Source organism: Galbibacter sp., assembly GCF_048266365.1.
In the GTDB taxonomy this organism is placed as follows: Bacteria; Bacteroidota; Bacteroidia; order Flavobacteriales; family Flavobacteriaceae; genus Galbibacter.
The window spans coordinates 107,465-125,728 of sequence record NZ_JBLWZP010000002.1 but is presented as its reverse complement, the minus strand read 5'-3'; the positions used below and the strand labels follow the sequence as shown (position 1 = coordinate 125,728).

Below are 18,264 nucleotides of genomic sequence, written 5' to 3'. Positions count from 1 at the left end.
TTTAGAATATTACGTTAAGTCCAAATAATAACTGTCTTTGATTTGGGTAAGCCCCTTCATCAATACCAAAGTTCACACTACCACCTGATATTTCAGGATCTAGTCCAGAATAAGAAGTGAAGGTAAATGGATTCACAACCTGTGCGTAAATTCTTAGTTTAGAAAGTTTTATTCTGTCTAATAAATCAGAAGAAAGTGAATACCCTAGTTGCATCTGTCTCACTCTTAAATAAGACCCATCTTCAACAAAATACGAGTTTGGAACGTTAGCTGTACTGAAAGATCCAGTAGTCTCCTGAATTGGTGCACTGGCATTCATATTAGTTGGAGTCCATGAATCATAAAGAGCTGTAGTACTTTTTGCACCTTGGAAAGAACTGTAGAAATCTGTCCACCAACGAACATTATTCCAAATATCATTTCCTTGTGAACCGTACATAAACATGCTAAAATCCCAGTTTTTATACAACAACTCAACATTTAACCCATAGGTGAAATCAGGGTTTGGATTGCCTAAAAATGTTCTATCTTCATCAGTGATGCGATTATCACCATTGACATCCTTGTAACGGAATCTACCAACAGCAACATCATTTTGATAAGTTGAGCTGGCATTCCCGGTTGCGGCAGCGGCATCTGCATTTGCTTGATTGATCTCGTCTTGAGAATCCCAGAAACCATCAACTTGGTAACCGAAGAATTCACTCACAGCATGTCCTTCAGCATTCCGGATAATTGTACTTCCATTAAATCGACGTCCTTCTAGATCGAAATACTGTAATTCGTCTGTGATCTTTACGATTTCATTATCGTAAGTTGTAAAGGTTACAGTGGTATTAAGTCTTAAATCGTCAGTTAAATTGAAAAAAGTAGAGACATCAAGGTCAATACCACTATTTTTCATCTCACCTACGTTGATAAAAGGAACTGTTGCAGTACCGACGGTAGCAGGAAGATTTGGATTATACAGCAGATCTTCTACTGTTTTTTTGTAGTAATCCACAGTAAGCTGAACGGTGTGATTAAACAAACTCGCATCAATACCGATGTTTGAGTTGATGTTTTTTTCCCATTCTGCTTGAGGGTTTCCTAATCTTGATCGTGAAAATCCTTCTGTTATACTTGAATTGGCAGCACCAATAGCATAATATGAAGTTTGTTGGTTACCTAAGAAGGTAGTAAAGGCGTTTTGAGGATCTACGTTTAACTGATTCCCCATGACACCATATCCTCCACGAATTTTAAGATTATCCAACCAATTTGTTTCGGGGAAGAAACTTTCATTGGTGATATTCCATCCCGCACTAACGGCAGGGAACCATCCGTATTGATTTTCTTGGAATCTAGATGAACCATCACGACGAATTGTACCGCTTAACAGGTACTTATCATTGAAGTTATAATCAACACGTCCAAAAACTGAGGCTAGTTGGTCCTGATATTGGAAACTGTAATTGGTTTGCGTACCGGAACCTGTATCTAGATTGACATAGTCTGGATCAAAGTTGAAGTAATTCTGAGTCGAACCTCCAACTTCTCTACCTTTATTTTGATAAGCCTCGGTACCTATTAATACGGTTAGATTATGCTTGTCATTAAAGGTGTTTTGGTACTGTACAGTATTGGTCCATGTCCAGTTAAAACTGGTAGCGGAAGCCTCGTTGTACTGGTTAACTGTTGTGTTTTCAGCATTTTCATATTCTGGGAACTGAAAAGAATTGAAGCTATTGCTATAATACTGCCCTCCAAAATTGGTTCTAAAGGTAAAGTTCTTTAAAAAATCAACTTCTAGGAAAATATTTCCGAATAATCTGGAAGATACACCACGATTGTTTCGAGTACGGTCCATAATGGCTACTGGGTTTTTAGCATTTCCTAATCCACTACCGAAAGAACCGGCGTAGTTACCCATTATATCATGAACAGGAATAATCGGTTGATTTCTAAAAGCAAATCCAATACCACTTCCCTCAGTAAGTGCATCAATTTGCGGATTATCGCGAATAGTGAAGCTTATATTTTCACCTATCCTTACATTGTCACTAATATTATAAGTGGAGTTTGCTCGGATGCTGTAACGCTTCAAATGCGTATTAATCAAGGTACCTTCCTGGTTGTAATAGTTCAAAGAGAACAAGTGACTTCCCCTTTCACCTCCACTACTAATGGATAGGTTGTGGCTTTGAATACTCGCTGGACTAAAGATTTCTTGAAACCAGTTCGTCCCTTGTTTGTTAGCACGTACTATACGATAAAAATCACCTACTTCGCTTGAATTAGTATACAAAGGATTTACATTATATAATGACTCATCCACAGTATCTGCACCAACTGGCGCAATGTAATTTGGAAGTACAGGATTGGCTCCATTTCCGTATTGTTCACTACTAGGATTTACTCCTGGATTAGTATTGCGTTGTGCCATCCAATTCAGATCCGCCATCTCCTGAGAACTAAGAATGTTCCACGGATTTCCGCGCTGTACCAATTGAACCCCATAATACGAGTCATAGGTAACTTTAAGTTTTCCTCGGCCTTTTTTGGTCGTAATAATAATTACCCCATTAGCTGCTCTAGATCCATAAATAGAAGCCGATGCTGCATCTTTCAATACCTGCATGGTTTCGATGTCATTTGGATTCAGATCCTGAATTCCTTCAGTAGGAATTCCATCCACTACATAAAGCGGGGTGTTGTTACCAAAGGTGTTGGCACCACGAATCTTAACTTGTGGAGCTTCTCCAGGTTGTCCACCACCGGTAATGGTAACACCTGAGACCCTACCTTGTAACTGACTGGTGACATCAGCTACCGGTTGTTGGGTTAGTTCATCGGTATCTACAACAGAGACAGCACCCGTTAAATCGGATCTCTTTTGAGTACCATAACCAACAACTACAATTTCATCCAATGCGGTGACATCGGCAGAAAGTGTGATATTGATTTGCGTTTGCTGGCCCACTAGAACTTCTTGTTCCTTATATCCGATATAGGAAAAGATCAGCGTGGCACCAGGAGCAACTGTAATGGAGTAGTTACCGTCAAAATCGGTAGTAGTTCCGTTGCTGCTTCCTTTTTCAATAACATTAGCTCCTGGAATAGGAGTGCCGGTTTCTGCATCTATTACAGTACCGGTAATCTGCTGTTGGCTAGTTGTTAAATGAATTGAAATTTCCTCGTTCGCATTCATGCTCACTGTACAAAACAGTGCTAGAATCAATGGGGAAAATAGCTTGTTGAATGTTGTTAAATAGTTTTTCACACATTTAATTTTGGTTAAACAAATAGTTAGTTAATTATGTTAATGAATTCATAATTATGCTAAAAATAGCCAAAAATAAATCGAAACATAAATAAGAATTCTAAAAATTTATGCTATAAATATTAATATTCTACATTAATTGTTAATTTCACAATAATTAATAAACTATAGTTTTAAAATCTACACTTATTGAATTTAAATAGAATTATGAAGGTTAAAATTTCTTTAAATTCCTGGATTATTGTTAGCAACTGAAGGTTTGTTGAATTATATAGATTTAATTTTAAAAATGTAAAGTGATAATGCCTATATAATACATCGTAGAATTAAATCTATAACAAAGAAGGTTAAAGTCGTAATGACAATTTGATTTAGGGGAAATAAAAAATTCAAAATAAAGATATTTTGTATAAAATGATCCCAAATTTTGGCTCTTAAAACACTAAAGTTTGTACGAAAAGTCAGTGTTCAAATCCGTAGACAAATGCAAAGATCGCTTTTATAAGGAGTACTCCCATTAAAAGTGCTATTTATGAGGACTTTTTGGTTCTAAATTTCCTGCTTTTAGTCTTGTCAGGATTACTAAACAATCGCTTTAAAAAACCATCTCTCTTTTCGGGATTACAATCCATACTCTCCAGCACTTCCTTGGATGTTGGTTCGAAACTTGCTTTTGTATAAGAACTAAAGGATTTATCCTTATTCATTTTCTGCATCCATCGTCCAAATATGGGTAGTGCGGCATTGGCACCTTGTCCCATTGCGGTAGATTTGAATCCGATTTGGTGATTGTTTAAACCAACCCATGTTACACTCACTAGGTTAGGGGAGAGCCCTACAAACCAAGCATCTTTATTGTTTTGTGTGGTACCCGTTTTGCCAGCCAGATCATTTTTTAATCCATAGGTGCTTCTGAGGCGTTGTGCCGTACCTTCATTGATGGTAGATTTCATCATTTCAAGAATAACTTCTCGGGTGGTTTCTGAGTAGGCGGGCTTCTTCTCCGGTTTTTTTTGTTTGATGTCTTTATTCTGGTATAAGATTCCTCCCTTGTCATCTTCGATTTTCGTGATAAATATAGGGGTTACCGGGATTCCTTGATTGAGATATGTGGAATATGCAGTGGCCATCTCCATAACGGTAAGTTCCGCTGTACCTAAAGCCAATGAAGGAACCTCAGGTAAACTGGAGCTTATTCCCATCTTCTGGGCCTGTAATATGGTGTTTTTGATTCCAGCTTTTTCCAATACTTTTACCGCAATAGTATTTATAGATCTACTCAAGGCGTATTCCATAGAATAATTGATGTAATCATCCTGTGCTTTATTAGAAGAATTTTTTGGCGTCCATCCCTTTAAATTCTCATATTCTACGGCTTGTAGAGAGAAGTATGTACACGGATCAATACCATTTTCAATTGCCGTAGTGTATACGATCGGTTTGAAGGTAGAACCTACTTGTCTTTTACTTTGTATTACGTGATCGTATTTAAAGTGTTTGTAATCAATTCCTCCGATCCAAACTTTCAAGGCTCCATTCTTAGGATTTAATGCAACAAACCCACAATTGAGAAGCTTCATATAATGTTGAATGCTATCAATACTACTGAGGTTCATTTGTCTTTCACCATTCCAACTAAAGACTTTCATGACTTTCTTCTTTTGAAGGGAATCCATAACAGCTGCGTCACTTAAACCTTGTTTTATTAGGTTTTTGTAGGCCGGAGTTTTCTTTATTTCATTATTGAGTAGTTCTTTATCTGTTAACCAAGGAGCGTTTTCTCCATAACTTTTTTCAAATTGTTGCTGCAATTTACTCAGATGTTCCTCCATGGCTTCTTCTGCCAGTTTTTGCATTTTGTAATTGATGGTGGTGTGGATTTTAAGCCCGTCAGTATAAATGTTAATCGCACTGTCCTTGCTTTGATTTTGATCTCGCAACCAATTTTTCAAATACAATCTAACATGTTCTCTAAAATAAGGAGCTATCCCATCGTTGTAGCTGTACTGCTGAAGGTCTAGTGTGATGGAATCTTTAACAAGGGTATCATAGGCTGCTTGGTCTAAGTATCCATAATTTTTCATTTGGCTTAGCACTACATTGCGGCGTTGCATACTTCGATCTGGAAAAATTTTAGGATTGTAGTAATAGGTCGCCTTTAAGGAACCGATTAATGTTGCACCTTGGGCGGTACTTAACTCTGCGGTGGAACTGTTGAAAAAATGCTTCGCTGCGCTTTCTATACCAAAGGTGTTGTCACTAAATGGTACAGTATTGAGATAGTGTAGTAGAATTTCATCCTTAGAGTATACTCCTTCTAATCGCTTGGCAATTATAGACTCTCTAATTTTATGGACCACAATACCTAAGGAACCTAGGTTTTTTCGAGGATATAGATTTTTAGCCAATTGTTGACTAATGGTGCTTCCACCTCCGGAGGATTCATCTTGAAGTATGATAGACTTTAATAATACACGGAAAAGGCTACGGACATCAACGCCTTTATGTTTGTAAAATCTGGCGTCTTCTGTAGCCACCAAGGCATCTATTAAGTGCTGAGGAATACTGTCAAATCCAATGGGTTGCCGATCATTGATATATAGTTTACCCAATAGTTCCCCATTTTCAGAAAGGATTTCTGTGGCTTGTTCGAGATTGAGATTGGAAAGTTCTTTTTTTGATGGGATGTGCCCCCAGAGACCAAAGTATATTGAACCGTAAAATATATAAAGCAAGCAACATAAGCCTGCTATTGAAATTAAAATTACTTTTTTGTGTTTTTTGATAAAGTCTTTTATTCTCATAATGTACAAACAAACGAATATTTAAGCACCTACTTGTTAAATCACCATTAAAACTTCTTAATGGTAAAATTCAAAAAAGGGGGTCGGATGTTACAAGTATTTACGGAAAAAAAACCCGTATGGTTCATACGGGTTTGAAATTTATAAGGATTAACCTAGATAAGTTTTTAAGATTTTACTTCTGGAATTGTGACGTAATCTGCGGATACCTTTCTCTCTAATTTGACGAACACGTTCTCTTGTCAAGTCAAATACATCTCCAATTTCTTCTAGTGTCATGGGTTGTTGATTGCCTAACCCATAATTTAATCGGATAACATCTGCCTCTCTAGAGGTAAGGGTTTCTAATGCACGACTTATTTCAGTATGCAATGAATCATGCATTAAATTCTTATCCGGATTTGGCGATTCACCTGAACGAACAACATCGTATAGGTTGGATGTTTCACCCTCCTTAAGTGGTGCGTCCATAGATAGGTGTCTTCCTGAGTTTCGCATGGACTCTTTAACGTCCTTAATAGTCATGTCTAATTCCTTTGCAATTTCTTCTGCTGAAGGTGCCCTTTCATGCTCTTGTTCTAGGAAGGAGAAGGCTTTGTTAATTTTATTGATTGAGCCAATCTTGTTTAAGGGTAATCTAACAATTCTAGATTGTTCTGCTAAGGCTTGTAGAATAGATTGACGAATCCACCATACAGCATAGGAAATGAATTTAAACCCACGGGTTTCATCAAATCTTTTAGCGGCTTTCACTAGTCCTAAGTTCCCCTCGTTGATTAAATCGGGTAGTTTTAATCCTTGATTCTGATACTGTTTGGCAACAGAAACCACAAAGCGTAAATTGGCTTTGGTTAACTGTTCTAAAGCCAATTGATCTCCAGCTTTAATTCGTTGTGCAAGTTCTACTTCCTGATCAGCAGTAATCATATCAATCTTACTGATGTCTTGTAGGTATTTGTCAAGAGATTTGGATTCTCGGTTGGTAACCTGCTTTATAATCTTAAGCTGTCTCATGTATTTTTTTCTATAAATTGTTACTCAACTTACATTAATACATAATTTTTTCCAGAAAAGCAAGAGATACAGACTAATAGTGCTATTCGCTAGTGAATTTTAATCTTTTTTTAAGAGTAATGTCAGAACGTTAATCTTTATTTAAGAATTAAAAATAAAAAGGCCTGAGAATATAATTATTTTCAGGCCCTATGATATGATGGTGTAATGGCTACTTAATTTCCAATACCTCAATGTCAAAAATCAAATCTTTTCCAGCTAATGGGTGATTTGCATCTACTATGATACTCTCTTCTTTTACCTCAGAAACTACAAGCTGAATGTCACTTCCATCCGGAGTTCTTGATACAAGACCCATTCCTTTTTCTGGTTTGATGTCCTCTGGTAAATCATTTTTTGGTATTTCTTGAAATAATTCATCTTGAACCTGGCCATAAGCCTCGGCGGATGGAATGTGAATCGTCTTTTTTTGATTAACAGACATGTTTAAAATTCCGTTTTCAAAACCAGGGATTAATTGACCCTGACCTAGGGTGAACTCTAGCGGTTCTCTCTCAAGGGAGCTGTCAAAAATTTGACCGTCTTCTAATTTTCCTGTGTAATGAACTTTAACAGTGTCGTTTTCTTTTACTTGACTCATAAATTTACTTTTGTTGTTTTACCTTTTGCTTTAGGCTTCTATGTAATTTGAATTGCTAAACTAAAAGAATTATGTGGATTGACCATAGTATTTATGTTAAGGATTATTTAAACCCTTATTATTCAGCATGAAAGCTTAATTTTAACAGTTTTTCGTTAATCTACCGTTATTATTTCACTTTAAGCATAAAACTGACTAAATTTGCATGTTTAACCAATTACCTTATAGAAATAGGTGTATGATAGCTACGGAAGAAGAAAAGAGAAAAGAATTATACGATTATCAGAAAGGAGCCATTGATGAAATATTTAATCGAATAGAGAATCAACCTCCTAATTATCATTTGTTATACCAACTGCCGACAGGCGGTGGGAAAACCGTAATTTTCTCAGAGATTGTTAGAAGGTATCTAGAGCAATACGATAAAAAAGTAGTTGTACTTACACACCGAATTGAGCTTAGTAAACAGACCTCTAAAATGCTACATGGTTTTAACGTCAATAACAAAGTCATCAATAGTAAGGTAAAGGAACTTCCAGATCAAGATCAGTACATGTGTTTTGTTGCCATGGTGGAAACCTTAAAGAACAGGCTTAACGACAATAAACTGGAAATTGATAATATTGGATTGGTTATTATTGATGAGGCTCATTACAATTCTTTTCGAAAATTACTGTCTTACTTCAAGAATAGCTTCATTTTAGGGGTTACAGCTACACCTTTGAGTTCAAACATTAAACTTCCTATGAAGGATAATTACAATGAACTTATCATAGGAGAGGCAATTCAAACACTAATCAATAAAGGTTTCTTGGCCAAGGCTCATACCTATTCCTATGATGTTGGTTTAGGGAGCTTAAAGGTGGGAATTAATGGAGATTATACCGTAAAATCTTCGGAAGCACTATATACCAATTTGGATATGCAAGAGAAGTTACTCTATGCTTATGAAGAAAAGGCAAAGGGTACTAAAACACTGATTTTTAATAACGGTATCAATACCTCTTGGTATGTATATGAAATGTTTAGAGAGGCTGGATATCCGGTCAGGCACCTCGACAACACCCATAGTAATAAGGAACGAAAAGATATTTTAAAATGGTTTAAACATACACCAGATGCTATCTTGAGTTCTGTGAGTATTCTAACTACTGGTTTTGATGAGCCCTCAGTAGAGACCATTATATTGAATAGAGCGACTCGTTCGTTGACATTGTATTTCCAGATGATTGGAAGGGGATCTAGGGTCTTGCCTAATAAAAACAAGTTTACTGTACTGGATTTGGGGAACAATGTTGCCCGGTTTGGATTGTGGAGTCAACCAGTAGATTGGCAGCATATCTTTAAATATCCAGATTTTTATTTGGAAAATATTAAGGATGACGAGGAAATTGAAAGCCACTTTGTATATGAAATGCCCAAGGAATTACGGGTAAGATTTTCAAAAAGTGAAGAGGTTACTCTAGATATAGAAACCTTATATGATGACATTATAAAAAGGGGACAAAAGTCCAAAGTTATTTTGGAACGGTCCCTGGATCAGCACACCCAAATGTGCGTAATTAACAGTGAAGATGCATATGATGCTCGAATGCTTGCCATGGAATTAAAGGATGATATTCAAAGTAGAATTAAGCGCTATTCCATGTGTATCAGTAAGAGTACTAAGAACTATAGAGATTGGCTGGCAGAAGACTACTTCCGCAAGCTGAGAATGAATATTGTCAAAGAGTACCAATCTTAAAATTTTGATATCTATAATGGTTTAAAACCATTGCTAATAAAAGGCATATATCAAAATAAAAAGTGCTTTCTATTTAGATCTAGAAAGCACTTTTTATTTTGTCCTGATATTCTCAGTGTTTATTTCCAGCTGAGGGTGAGTTTATTCACAACCACCGGTAAATCCAGTGGCATCGAACTCAGTTTGAACGGATCCCTTGTTCTCGCCTTGAGTAGCTTGTATCACTAAGAGGTTTTTACCGCTTCTTTTTGGACTACAATACTCAAATAAATAGAAGCTATTTGCTTGTCCCTCTACATCATCCGATATTTCCTCAAAGGTTTCTTCGAGTTCTTCTTTGTTGGCGGCATAAGCGCTTCCATTTTTCCCGATCGCATCTAGTATATTTTCCTCGATTTCAGAACCTAAACCAATAGCAAAGAAAGAGATGTTCTCATCTGCATTTTTTACCTTGTTTAATGCATCTTCCACCCTGTATCGGGCTGCTTGGTCAGAACCATCGGTAAATATAACAACTGAGGCTGCAGCTAAGATTTCTTCTTTTGTATTCTCTGCTAGAATGGCTGTTGCAGTATCTGTGGCCTTTATCACTGCACCGTATAAATCAGTTGATGGATCATTACTAATATCTGTAGTAATGCCGTCAATGGCAGTGATTAAAGCTGCTCTGTCAGTTGTAATTGGGTGTAATTCATGTAAAACATCTTCACCGTCAAACCAATAGACTCCCATTTTAAATTCTTCACTTGCATTTGCGGGCATGACCTCCTCAATAAAACTGGTACTAGCCATCTTTAATTCTTCTAAACTGGTACTTAGTACACTATTACTTAAATCCAGTACCAAAAGTGTGTTGGTATTGAATATTTGTGATTTAGAGGAAATTCTTCCATTGGATTCTGAAGCAGAAACTGGTTTATAGCAGTTGTCATTTGAACCTTTTTCAAAAATTTTAAAATTAGTGGCTGTAAGCCCGGAAACAGGATGATTACCGTCCTTTGTGGTGACTTTAAAAAACACGGAGACTTTACCAGGTAAAGTGGTGTAATGATCCTGAATTTTTAAAGAAAGTTGCTCGGCACCAAGACCTAAACAATCATCTACTACAGGGCCTGAACCAAAGTCATCGTCTGAAGAACCACAGCTAGTTAGTACGAACAGTGTACAAAATAGGCTGAAAAATAAATTGTTAAGTTTCATTTGCATCGTTATTTTTTGATTTGTTTACACTAAACATTTAACGATGTATCATTGCATAAAGTGTGCCAGGCCTCTAATAATTTATAAAATTAAACAAAGAATAGCCTAAGCCTTAGTACTATCAATGGTGCGAAAGGTAAGGTTTATCCTGGGCTGATTGATTTTTTTGGTAGGAGGTAAGCGGTGAAGCCAATGCCGCTGCGTTTCTCCCTTCATCACTAAAAGACTTCCTGAAGGTAGGTGAATAGCACGTGTTTCCTTGGTTGTCTTATGTTTGAATGCAAACTTGCGCTGCGCTCCTAAGCTAAGCGAAGCGATGGCTCCATTTTCTTTCAAATCCTTCTCCGCATCACTGTGCCAGGCCATAGATTGATTACCGTCGTGGTATAAATTTAAAAGGCAGGAGTTGAAACTTTCATTTGTATACGATTCGACTAAGGATTTTAGCTCCAATAGTTCCTTAGTCCATGGTAATGCGGTTTTGGTAGTATTGGAGTAAGAGTAGGAAAAAGGTTGGTCTGCATACCAAGCAACCTCTCTTTTGGTGATGATGAGCTTCCCAAATATAATAGCCCGATCATTTTGCCATGAAATTGTATCCATTAAAATCCGATAAAAATGCGCTGCTTTTGTGGCATCCATAATGAGACCGTAGTAGTTGACTATTCCTTGATAGGGAAGAAGATTCTCAGAAGGATTATTTGAATGGCTAAAAAGATCCATATAATTTAGTGTTAACTCTCGCAAAGTTATTAAATTTCAATGGGGTGAGCATTACGAAAAGTTGCTGTATTTCTATGTAAACGGTAGGGTAAAAGCACGGATTTTCTACATTATTTCACTTTAATTGTGTTCCTTTGCAGCCAGTTTAATAACTTGAGCTTTATGATACGTATCGGTGAATATAATACCTTAGAAATATTAAGAGAAACCTCTGTAGGAATTTTTCTTGGAGATGAATCTGGAAATGATGTTTTATTGCCTAATAAATACGTTCCCAAAGAATTTGAGATTGGGCAAAGCATTACTGTATTCTGCTATCTTGACCACGAAGAGCGTCCAGTGGCTACGACCTTAAAACCTAAAGTTACTAAAGACGAATTTGCCCTATTAAAGGTTGTGGAGGTGAACAACATTGGCGCCTTTTTAGATTGGGGACTAGAGAAGCATCTTTTCGCACCCTTTAGGGAGCAAGCTCGAAAAATGGAAGAGGGGAAGTGGTATTTAGTATATGTGTACGAGGACACTGAAACTGGAAGGTTGGTAGCCTCGAGTAAAACCAATCAATTTGTATCCAATGAGCATATAGAATTAGCCTTTAATGATCAGGTTCAATTGATTGTCTCTAGATTCACTGAATTGGGTGTGGAGGTGATCATTAACAACAAGAATAAAGGCTTGATCTATAACGATGAACTTTTCGAAAATTTGAAACTTGGGAGTATTCATCAAGGGTACATCAAAAAGGTAAGGGAGGATCAAAAAATTGACGTGAGTTTACAACCGCAAGGTTATAAAGCAATCGAGCCTGCTTCTCAAAAAGTGCTCGATGAGTTAAGAGCCAATAACGGCTATTTAGCCTTAGGAGATAAAAGTGATCCTGAACTTATAAAAGCAACCTTAAATTTGAGTAAAAAGAGCTTTAAAAAAGCTATTGGATCCTTGTATAAGGAGAAGCTAATTACCATCGAAGAGAATGGTATTCGCCTACAGTAGGCACTACCATAAGTAATGTATAATCGCGATTAGAATCGAATATTTAATGATTCAGGCTAAAATCTTCCCTATAAAGTTAGCTTTGAATTGTATAACTTCATATTTTTGAGAAAAATAGAAATCCTATGAATGAGCCTAGCTGGGAAACCGTTAGAGAGTTTGAAGATATTACCTATAAAAAATGCAATGGGGTTGCTCGCATTGCATTTAACAGACCAAATGTAAGAAACGCATTTAGACCCAAAACGACAAGTGAGCTTTATCAGGCATTTTACGATGCTCAAGAGGATGTCAATATTGGAGTTGTACTCCTTTCTGCTGAGGGACCGTCAACTAAAGATGGTGTTTATTCATTCTGTAGCGGTGGTGATCAGAAAGCCCGTGGAGATCAAGGATATGTTGGAGAAGATGGCTACCATCGATTGAATATACTGGAGGTTCAACGTCTGATACGTTTTATGCCAAAGGTTGTCATCGCTGTGGTTCCAGGTTGGGCAGTAGGAGGAGGGCATAGCCTTCATGTAGTATGTGATATGACTCTAGCCAGTAAAGAACACGCTATCTTTAAACAAACTGATGCTGATGTAACCAGTTTTGATGGTGGCTACGGATCTGCTTACTTGGCTAAAATGGTGGGGCAGAAAAAAGCTAGAGAAATTTTCTTTTTAGGAAGAAATTACAGTGCACAAGAAGCCTTAGAAATGGGTATGGTAAATGCAGTTGTACCTCATCAAGAGCTTGAAAATACCGCTTACCAGTGGGCACAAGAGATATTGGAGAAATCGCCAACTTCAATAAAAATGTTGAAATTTGCGATGAACCTAACTGATGATGGAATGGTTGGGCAGCAAGTTTTCGCAGGAGAAGCCACACGTCTGGCTTATATGACTGATGAGGCCAAGGAAGGAAGAAATGCATTTTTAGAGAAAAGGAAACCAGATTTTAAAGGGATAAAATGGATTCCTTGAAAATATCAAGTAGAATTAAATCTGTTCGATCATGCCTTATATTGACGAAAATCATTTAGTTAGCTTACATAAAACTATTGAGGTCAAAGAAATACAAGAGCAAAGACTACTGAACGAATTGAAGAAGCAACGTGTTGAAAAAGATAAACTGTATCGATCACGCAATTTTTTAAGGTTAGTCTCAGTATGCCTGTTTGTGGTTTTGGTCCTCGGTATAGCATTGTATTTTATAAAACCTTCGGTGTATATTAATGAGCGCTTTTTGGAATCTAAAAACAAGATGCTCATCGAGAAAAGTGAATGGAATAGTTTTGAGAATGAGATTGTAAACTTAAATCAAAAACTGCACAACCTATCACTAAAATCAAAAAATTCAGCTGAAGCCCTAATAGACACAATGCTTGTATACGCCGTACAGGTGGCAGCATTTGAGGACAAAGGAATTTCTTTGTATTCTAGTGAATTGAAGAATATAAATCAATATAAAGATAAGCCGTTTAACAAATACGCACTTGGCAATTTCACAAATTTGGAAGATGCAAATTTATTCCGAAAAGAAATGGTTGCTCTGGGTTTTAAAGATGTTTTTGTAGCCTCTTATAAAAATGGTAAACGGATTAAAATTGAAGAAGCATTTTAAACCTGAATGACAAAATTTAAAACCCTCATAGAGGCCGCTCGTTTGAGAACGCTGCCCTTGTCAGTATCCGGAATTCTAGTAGGTTCTGCTATCGCCTTTACTGAAGGCTTTTTTAATCCTTATATTTTCATTTTAGCCTTGGTGACCACTGTAGGTTTTCAGGTGCTTTCCAATTTTGCCAATGATTATGGTGATGGAGTTAAAGGAACGGATAATGCGGAAAGGGTAGGTCCGGTTCGCGCATTACAAAGTGGCGTTATTTCTGCTAAAGAAATGCTTTATGCCATTGTGGTTACAACGTTATTGACACTACTAATCGCAATAGGGCTTATTTATGTCTCCTTCGGCAGTGAACAACTATTGCTATCACTATTGTTTTTTGTATTAGGTGTTTCGGCAGTTGCAGCGGCTATTAAATACACTGTTGGTAACTCTGCATACGGATATCATGGATACGGAGATCTTTTTGTTTTTATTTTCTTTGGTTTAGTCAGTGTTGTAGGGTCTTACTTCTTATATACTAAAAAATTAGAGTGGGACTTGTTATTACCGGCCGTATCTATAGGACTTTTAAGTGTTGGAGTATTGAATTTAAACAATATGAGAGATGCTAAAAGTGATGCCCTATCAAATAAAAACACCATGGTTGTCAAGCTGGGAGTTGCTAGAGCAAAAAGTTATCACACCTTATTGATATGGATAGCATTGGTGTCGGCAACATTGTTTTTATGTCTTAATTTTAAGCATTGGTCGAATGCCTTGTTTTTAATTTCCTATGTTCCAATTATTTTGCATCTAAACCGAGTCCGTTCCAATACGGAAGAATCACTGCTGGATCCGGAGTTGAAAAAACTATCCTTATCTACATTTTTATTTGCCTTGCTTTTTCTATTAAGTTATAATAATTTTTTGTAGCTTTAAATCTTAATTAACAGCATTTATTTTGAACCAACTAATAAAGATTCTTATCCTTGAGGATAATGTGATCATAGCCGATGACATGCAGTCTATGCTCGAAGACATCGGTTATGAAATTGTCGCAAATGTAGTGGACTTTGAGAGTGCTGCTCAGGCGCTTAAGGAAAATGAAGTCGACTTAGCCCTTGTAGATATTGTATTAGCAACGGATAAAACGGGAATAGATTTTGGAAAATACATCCGAGAAAATTACAATATCCCCTTTATTTTTGTTACTTCAAATTCTGATAAAGCAACAGTCGAGAATGCCAAAAGCGTCCATCCTAGTGGTTATTTAGTCAAACCATTTGAACAACAAGATTTATTTACTTCTATTGAAATAGCTCTTTCCAATTTTAATGAAGAAGCCAGCACTGCCGTTCAGACTGATATTGTTGCGGAAGACGAAAACAAACATTTGTCCAGTTCTGTACTAAGGAATTCTATCTTTGTTAAAAAGAATCAACATTATTATAGAATTCCCTTTGACGACATTCATTATGTCAAAGCAGACAATGTGTATTTAGAGGTCTATACAGCTGATAAGAATTTCTTAGTGAGATCTGCTTTAAAAGATTACTTGGAAAAACTTCCTTCGGAACAATTTTATCGTGCACATAAATCATACATCGTTAATATTGACCACATTGAGGCCATTAATACTAAGGACATCATGATCAATGGCAAAAACATTCCAATTTCTAAAGAGTTCAGGGAATTTATACTCTCAAACATGAACTCTTAAATTAAGAATTACATCTCTTAACAACAGTTATACCGGAATTAACAACAATCTGAGGCTAGTTGTCAACATATATTTTATACTACACTTCAATAATTATATATTTGAAGTGTAGTTAGTGTTACGATAATTAATTTCCCCTAACCAATACCGTTATCTACATCCCCCACACTAACTGACACTTTAACAACCTAACTAATAAATAGGTTACAAAAGAGTTTTGGAGTTTCCAGAGCTCTTTTGACTTTTTTGGGAGATTCTAATAATTTTAACTTTGTTTTTATGGTAAACTACAAATAGGTTTCGTGCTAAAGAAACAATTAACCGACTGCTATATCATCCAATAGGTTTGCAATTAAATTTCTTAAAAAAATCACTTTTTTTACCACACAAAAGTATTCTTATACAACAAAAATTTAATTAATTAAATATATTGAAGTAAGTTTAACCGCTGTTAAGATGTTAATTATATAATAATGACGCTTGAAAGATTATTTATTATATAGTGACCAAAAGCCTAAATGTAATGTTTAGGCTTTTTTAAAGAAACATGTAGAAAATTAATTTACATAAAAACTCTTGAGAAAGCTCCGCACAACATATATTTTTTTCCTTTTAATAATGGGTAGTACGCTAAACGGGAGTGCCCAAAACTCAGATACCATTGAAGATCCATTGGAAGTATTTCTCGGCATGAAAGATGTTGACCAGCGGGTGAATTACTTCTTTGATACCAAAAGGCGCTACTCAGTTAGTTCCGCATATAGTTGGTTAGATTCCATTAATCAGCCACTTATTGCAGCCGAAAAGAAAAAAGATTCCGTAGCTGTTTTTAAGTACAAACTAATGCTCTCCGAGCTTTATTACGATGTAGGTAATTATGATAAGGGTGCCCTTTTAGGAGAGGTGTTATTACGCAAACCTAAAAAATTAGATCGTCCTATAAAGATTCAATTACTGTATACTTTGGATAAGCTCTATAAAGAGCTGCAACTATATGACAAGCAATTGGAGATTAGAAGGCAGCTAAAAGGCCTGGGGGAGAAAGTCGTTCTTTATGATATTTATGCTGAATTAGGGCTGTATCGACAGGCTATGATGGAATATACCATTGCCAATAAATCTAAATTAGGCAAAGGAGAGGACAATTTTTACAAGGCTGAATATTATAATAATCTGGGCACCTATTTATTAAAAGATGGGTCTATTTACACCGCTTTAAAAGATATTGAAATTGCGCATCAGAGCATTTTAGCTTATCTCAATAATGAAAGTTTAATCAGTTCTGAGGACTTTAATGAAGCCGTGTATTTAAAAGGCCAGATCGAGAGTAATCTAGGGAAGTGCAAAATGTTCCAAAATAAATTTGAAGAAGCTATTTCTTACTTGGAGTCTGGAGTTTCTTCAAGTAGGGTATACGACAAGGGAAGGTACTCAAAAACGACTGTTAATTTGTGGGGTAATTTAGCAGAATGCTATATGGAAATCAACAATCTGGAGATGGCAAAATCCTATCTGGACAGTATAGTAACCAAACAAAAGTTAGTTAAATCAACCACAGTAAATTACAACCGATTAAGAGCAAATCTTTACCTTCGGGACAGTGCTCCGGATTCTGCATCTATATTTTTCAAACGCTATGTGAAATTAAAGGACTCTCTGGATTACAGCAGCAGGAAAAAACAGCTATTGAGTTTGTTGGTGCAATTTGACTTAAACAATCAAAAGGAAACCATCGAGCGCCAACGACTTAACTTGGAGAAAAATAAAACTGAGATTTTAGAAAGGGAAAAAGCGATTTACCTGAGTGTGTCTGCTCTTATATTGTGCTTTATATGTGTGATCGGCCTGGTAGTGGCTTACCTTAAGAGTTTGAAAAACAAACGTCTGATAGAGAATCAAAAACAAATCATTGAAAACTCTCTAATTGAAAAAGATTCGCTTTTAAAAGAAATCCACCACCGTGTTAAGAACAACTTACAGGTGGTCTCTAGCCTACTGAGTATACAAACAAAGAACACCCGTAGTAAATCTGCAATCAACGCTCTAGAAGAGGGAAAGAGCAGAGTGAAGGCTATGGCACTGATTCATCAAAAACTCTATCAAAACGAAGATTTATCCGTCATTAAGATGCAGGAGTATATAGAATCCCTTTCGGCGAGTATTCAGTCGGTCTACAAAAAAAGAGGATTCAGGATTACTATGCATATCGATGCCCATAGCGCAGCTTTGGATGTGGATAGAGCCATTCCTATAGGACTTATCTTAAACGAACTCATCTCGAACTCCTTTAAATATGCTTTTGAGGGTGAGAAGACTGGAAATATTTTTATCCAGTTAAAGGAGGAAAACGGGCATTTATTGTTTGACTATAAGGATGATGGAATCGGTTTACCCGCTGGTTTCGATCTAGAATCCTCAGGATCCATGGGGCTAAATCTTATCCGAAGACTAGCCAATCAACTTCGTTCTATTCTAAATGTAGATACCGATGTAGAAGGTGTTCATTTTTGGTTTGTTTTCAAATAAGATATCAAATTAGTTGATTTTAGTATAATTGTTTAAATTTAAACTTTG

General features: G+C 36.4%; 13 protein-coding genes. 7 read left to right on the top strand and 6 right to left on the bottom strand.

Annotated features, from left to right (window positions below; all coding sequences use genetic code 11):
- Window position 1: 1 nt before the first annotated feature.
- The 4 genes from ACN0TV_RS03500 to ACN0TV_RS03485 form a co-directional block, all read right to left on the bottom strand.
- Window positions 2–3,262 carry a SusC/RagA family TonB-linked outer membrane protein gene (locus tag ACN0TV_RS03500; RefSeq protein WP_417360166.1) on the bottom strand — a complete coding sequence of 1,087 codons (3,261 nt, stop codon included), beginning with the start codon at window positions 3,260–3,262 and terminating at the stop codon, window positions 2–4.
- 530 nt (window positions 3,263–3,792) lie between these two features.
- Window positions 3,793–6,066 (bottom strand): transglycosylase domain-containing protein, encoded by a 2,274-nt coding sequence (locus ACN0TV_RS03495; protein ID WP_417360164.1) that lies wholly within the window; start codon window positions 6,064–6,066, stop codon window positions 3,793–3,795.
- A gap of 150 nt (window positions 6,067–6,216) precedes the next feature.
- Window positions 6,217–7,080, bottom strand: coding sequence for a sigma-70 family RNA polymerase sigma factor (locus tag ACN0TV_RS03490; protein ID WP_417360162.1), 864 nt, complete (start codon window positions 7,078–7,080; stop codon window positions 6,217–6,219).
- Between the two features lie 211 nt (window positions 7,081–7,291).
- Window positions 7,292–7,720 carry an FKBP-type peptidyl-prolyl cis-trans isomerase gene (locus ACN0TV_RS03485; protein ID WP_417360161.1) on the bottom strand — a complete coding sequence of 143 codons (429 nt, stop codon included), beginning with the start codon at window positions 7,718–7,720 and terminating at the stop codon, window positions 7,292–7,294.
- Window positions 7,721–7,958: 238 nt separating this feature from the next.
- On the opposite strand from ACN0TV_RS03485, the gene ACN0TV_RS03480 reads away from it, so the two are divergent.
- Window positions 7,959–9,464, top strand: coding sequence for a DEAD/DEAH box helicase (locus ACN0TV_RS03480; protein ID WP_417360159.1), 1,506 nt, complete (start codon window positions 7,959–7,961; stop codon window positions 9,462–9,464).
- Window positions 9,465–9,605: 141 nt separating this feature from the next.
- Here ACN0TV_RS03480 and ACN0TV_RS03475 read toward each other — a convergent pair whose 3' ends face one another.
- Together ACN0TV_RS03475 and ACN0TV_RS03470 are read right to left on the bottom strand one after the other, a co-directional pair.
- Window positions 9,606–10,664, bottom strand: coding sequence for a vWA domain-containing protein (locus tag ACN0TV_RS03475; protein ID WP_417360157.1), 1,059 nt, complete (start codon window positions 10,662–10,664; stop codon window positions 9,606–9,608).
- A gap of 105 nt (window positions 10,665–10,769) precedes the next feature.
- Window positions 10,770–11,387, bottom strand: a complete 618-nt coding sequence (locus ACN0TV_RS03470) for an alpha-ketoglutarate-dependent dioxygenase AlkB family protein (RefSeq protein ID WP_417360155.1) — start codon at window positions 11,385–11,387, stop codon at window positions 10,770–10,772.
- 162 nt (window positions 11,388–11,549) lie between these two features.
- Here ACN0TV_RS03470 and ACN0TV_RS03465 point away from each other — a divergent pair, with 162 nt between their 5' ends.
- The 6 genes from ACN0TV_RS03465 to ACN0TV_RS03440 all read left to right on the top strand — a co-directional run bounded on the left by ACN0TV_RS03465 (window position 11,550) and on the right by ACN0TV_RS03440 (window position 18,216).
- Window positions 11,550–12,380: a S1 RNA-binding domain-containing protein gene (locus ACN0TV_RS03465; RefSeq protein WP_417360153.1), complete on the top strand. Its 831-nt coding sequence runs from the start codon at window positions 11,550–11,552 to the stop codon at window positions 12,378–12,380.
- A 125-nt stretch (window positions 12,381–12,505) separates the two neighbouring features.
- Window positions 12,506–13,348 carry a 1,4-dihydroxy-2-naphthoyl-CoA synthase gene (locus tag ACN0TV_RS03460; protein ID WP_417360151.1) on the top strand — a complete coding sequence of 281 codons (843 nt, stop codon included), beginning with the start codon at window positions 12,506–12,508 and terminating at the stop codon, window positions 13,346–13,348.
- A gap of 31 nt (window positions 13,349–13,379) precedes the next feature.
- Entirely contained in the window at window positions 13,380–13,988 is a 609-nt protein-coding gene (locus tag ACN0TV_RS03455; protein WP_417360149.1) for an SPOR domain-containing protein, read from the top strand.
- A 6-nt stretch (window positions 13,989–13,994) separates the two neighbouring features.
- Window positions 13,995–14,903 carry a 1,4-dihydroxy-2-naphthoate octaprenyltransferase gene (gene menA, locus ACN0TV_RS03450; protein ID WP_417360147.1) on the top strand — a complete coding sequence of 303 codons (909 nt, stop codon included), beginning with the start codon at window positions 13,995–13,997 and terminating at the stop codon, window positions 14,901–14,903.
- 28 nt (window positions 14,904–14,931) lie between these two features.
- Entirely contained in the window at window positions 14,932–15,690 is a 759-nt protein-coding gene (locus ACN0TV_RS03445; protein ID WP_417360145.1) for a LytR/AlgR family response regulator transcription factor, read from the top strand.
- A gap of 618 nt (window positions 15,691–16,308) precedes the next feature.
- Window positions 16,309–18,216 (top strand): histidine kinase dimerization/phosphoacceptor domain -containing protein, encoded by a 1,908-nt coding sequence (locus ACN0TV_RS03440; RefSeq protein ID WP_417360143.1) that lies wholly within the window; start codon window positions 16,309–16,311, stop codon window positions 18,214–18,216.
- Window positions 18,217–18,264 lie beyond the last annotated feature (48 nt).

Excerpts from the sequence above, each read along its gene's own strand:
- ACN0TV_RS03490 (WP_417360162.1), bottom strand. The coding sequence starts at position 7,080 with ATGAGACAGCTTAAGATTATAAAGCAGGTTACCAACCGAGAATCCAAA.
- ACN0TV_RS03495 (WP_417360164.1), bottom strand. The coding sequence starts at position 6,066 with ATGAGAATAAAAGACTTTATCAAAAAACACAAAAAAGTAATTTTAATT.
- ACN0TV_RS03470 (WP_417360155.1), bottom strand. The coding sequence starts at position 11,387 with ATGGATCTTTTTAGCCATTCAAATAATCCTTCTGAGAATCTTCTTCCC.
- ACN0TV_RS03475 (WP_417360157.1), bottom strand. The coding sequence starts at position 10,664 with ATGAAACTTAACAATTTATTTTTCAGCCTATTTTGTACACTGTTCGTA.
- ACN0TV_RS03480 (WP_417360159.1), top strand. The coding sequence starts at position 7,959 with ATGATAGCTACGGAAGAAGAAAAGAGAAAAGAATTATACGATTATCAG.
- ACN0TV_RS03440 (WP_417360143.1), top strand. The coding sequence starts at position 16,309 with ATGGGTAGTACGCTAAACGGGAGTGCCCAAAACTCAGATACCATTGAA.
- ACN0TV_RS03455 (WP_417360149.1), top strand. The coding sequence starts at position 13,380 with ATGCCTTATATTGACGAAAATCATTTAGTTAGCTTACATAAAACTATT.
- ACN0TV_RS03460 (WP_417360151.1), top strand. The coding sequence starts at position 12,506 with ATGAATGAGCCTAGCTGGGAAACCGTTAGAGAGTTTGAAGATATTACC.
- ACN0TV_RS03485 (WP_417360161.1), bottom strand. The coding sequence starts at position 7,720 with ATGAGTCAAGTAAAAGAAAACGACACTGTTAAAGTTCATTACACAGGA.
- menA (WP_417360147.1), top strand. The coding sequence starts at position 13,995 with ATGACAAAATTTAAAACCCTCATAGAGGCCGCTCGTTTGAGAACGCTG.
- ACN0TV_RS03465 (WP_417360153.1), top strand. The coding sequence starts at position 11,550 with ATGATACGTATCGGTGAATATAATACCTTAGAAATATTAAGAGAAACC.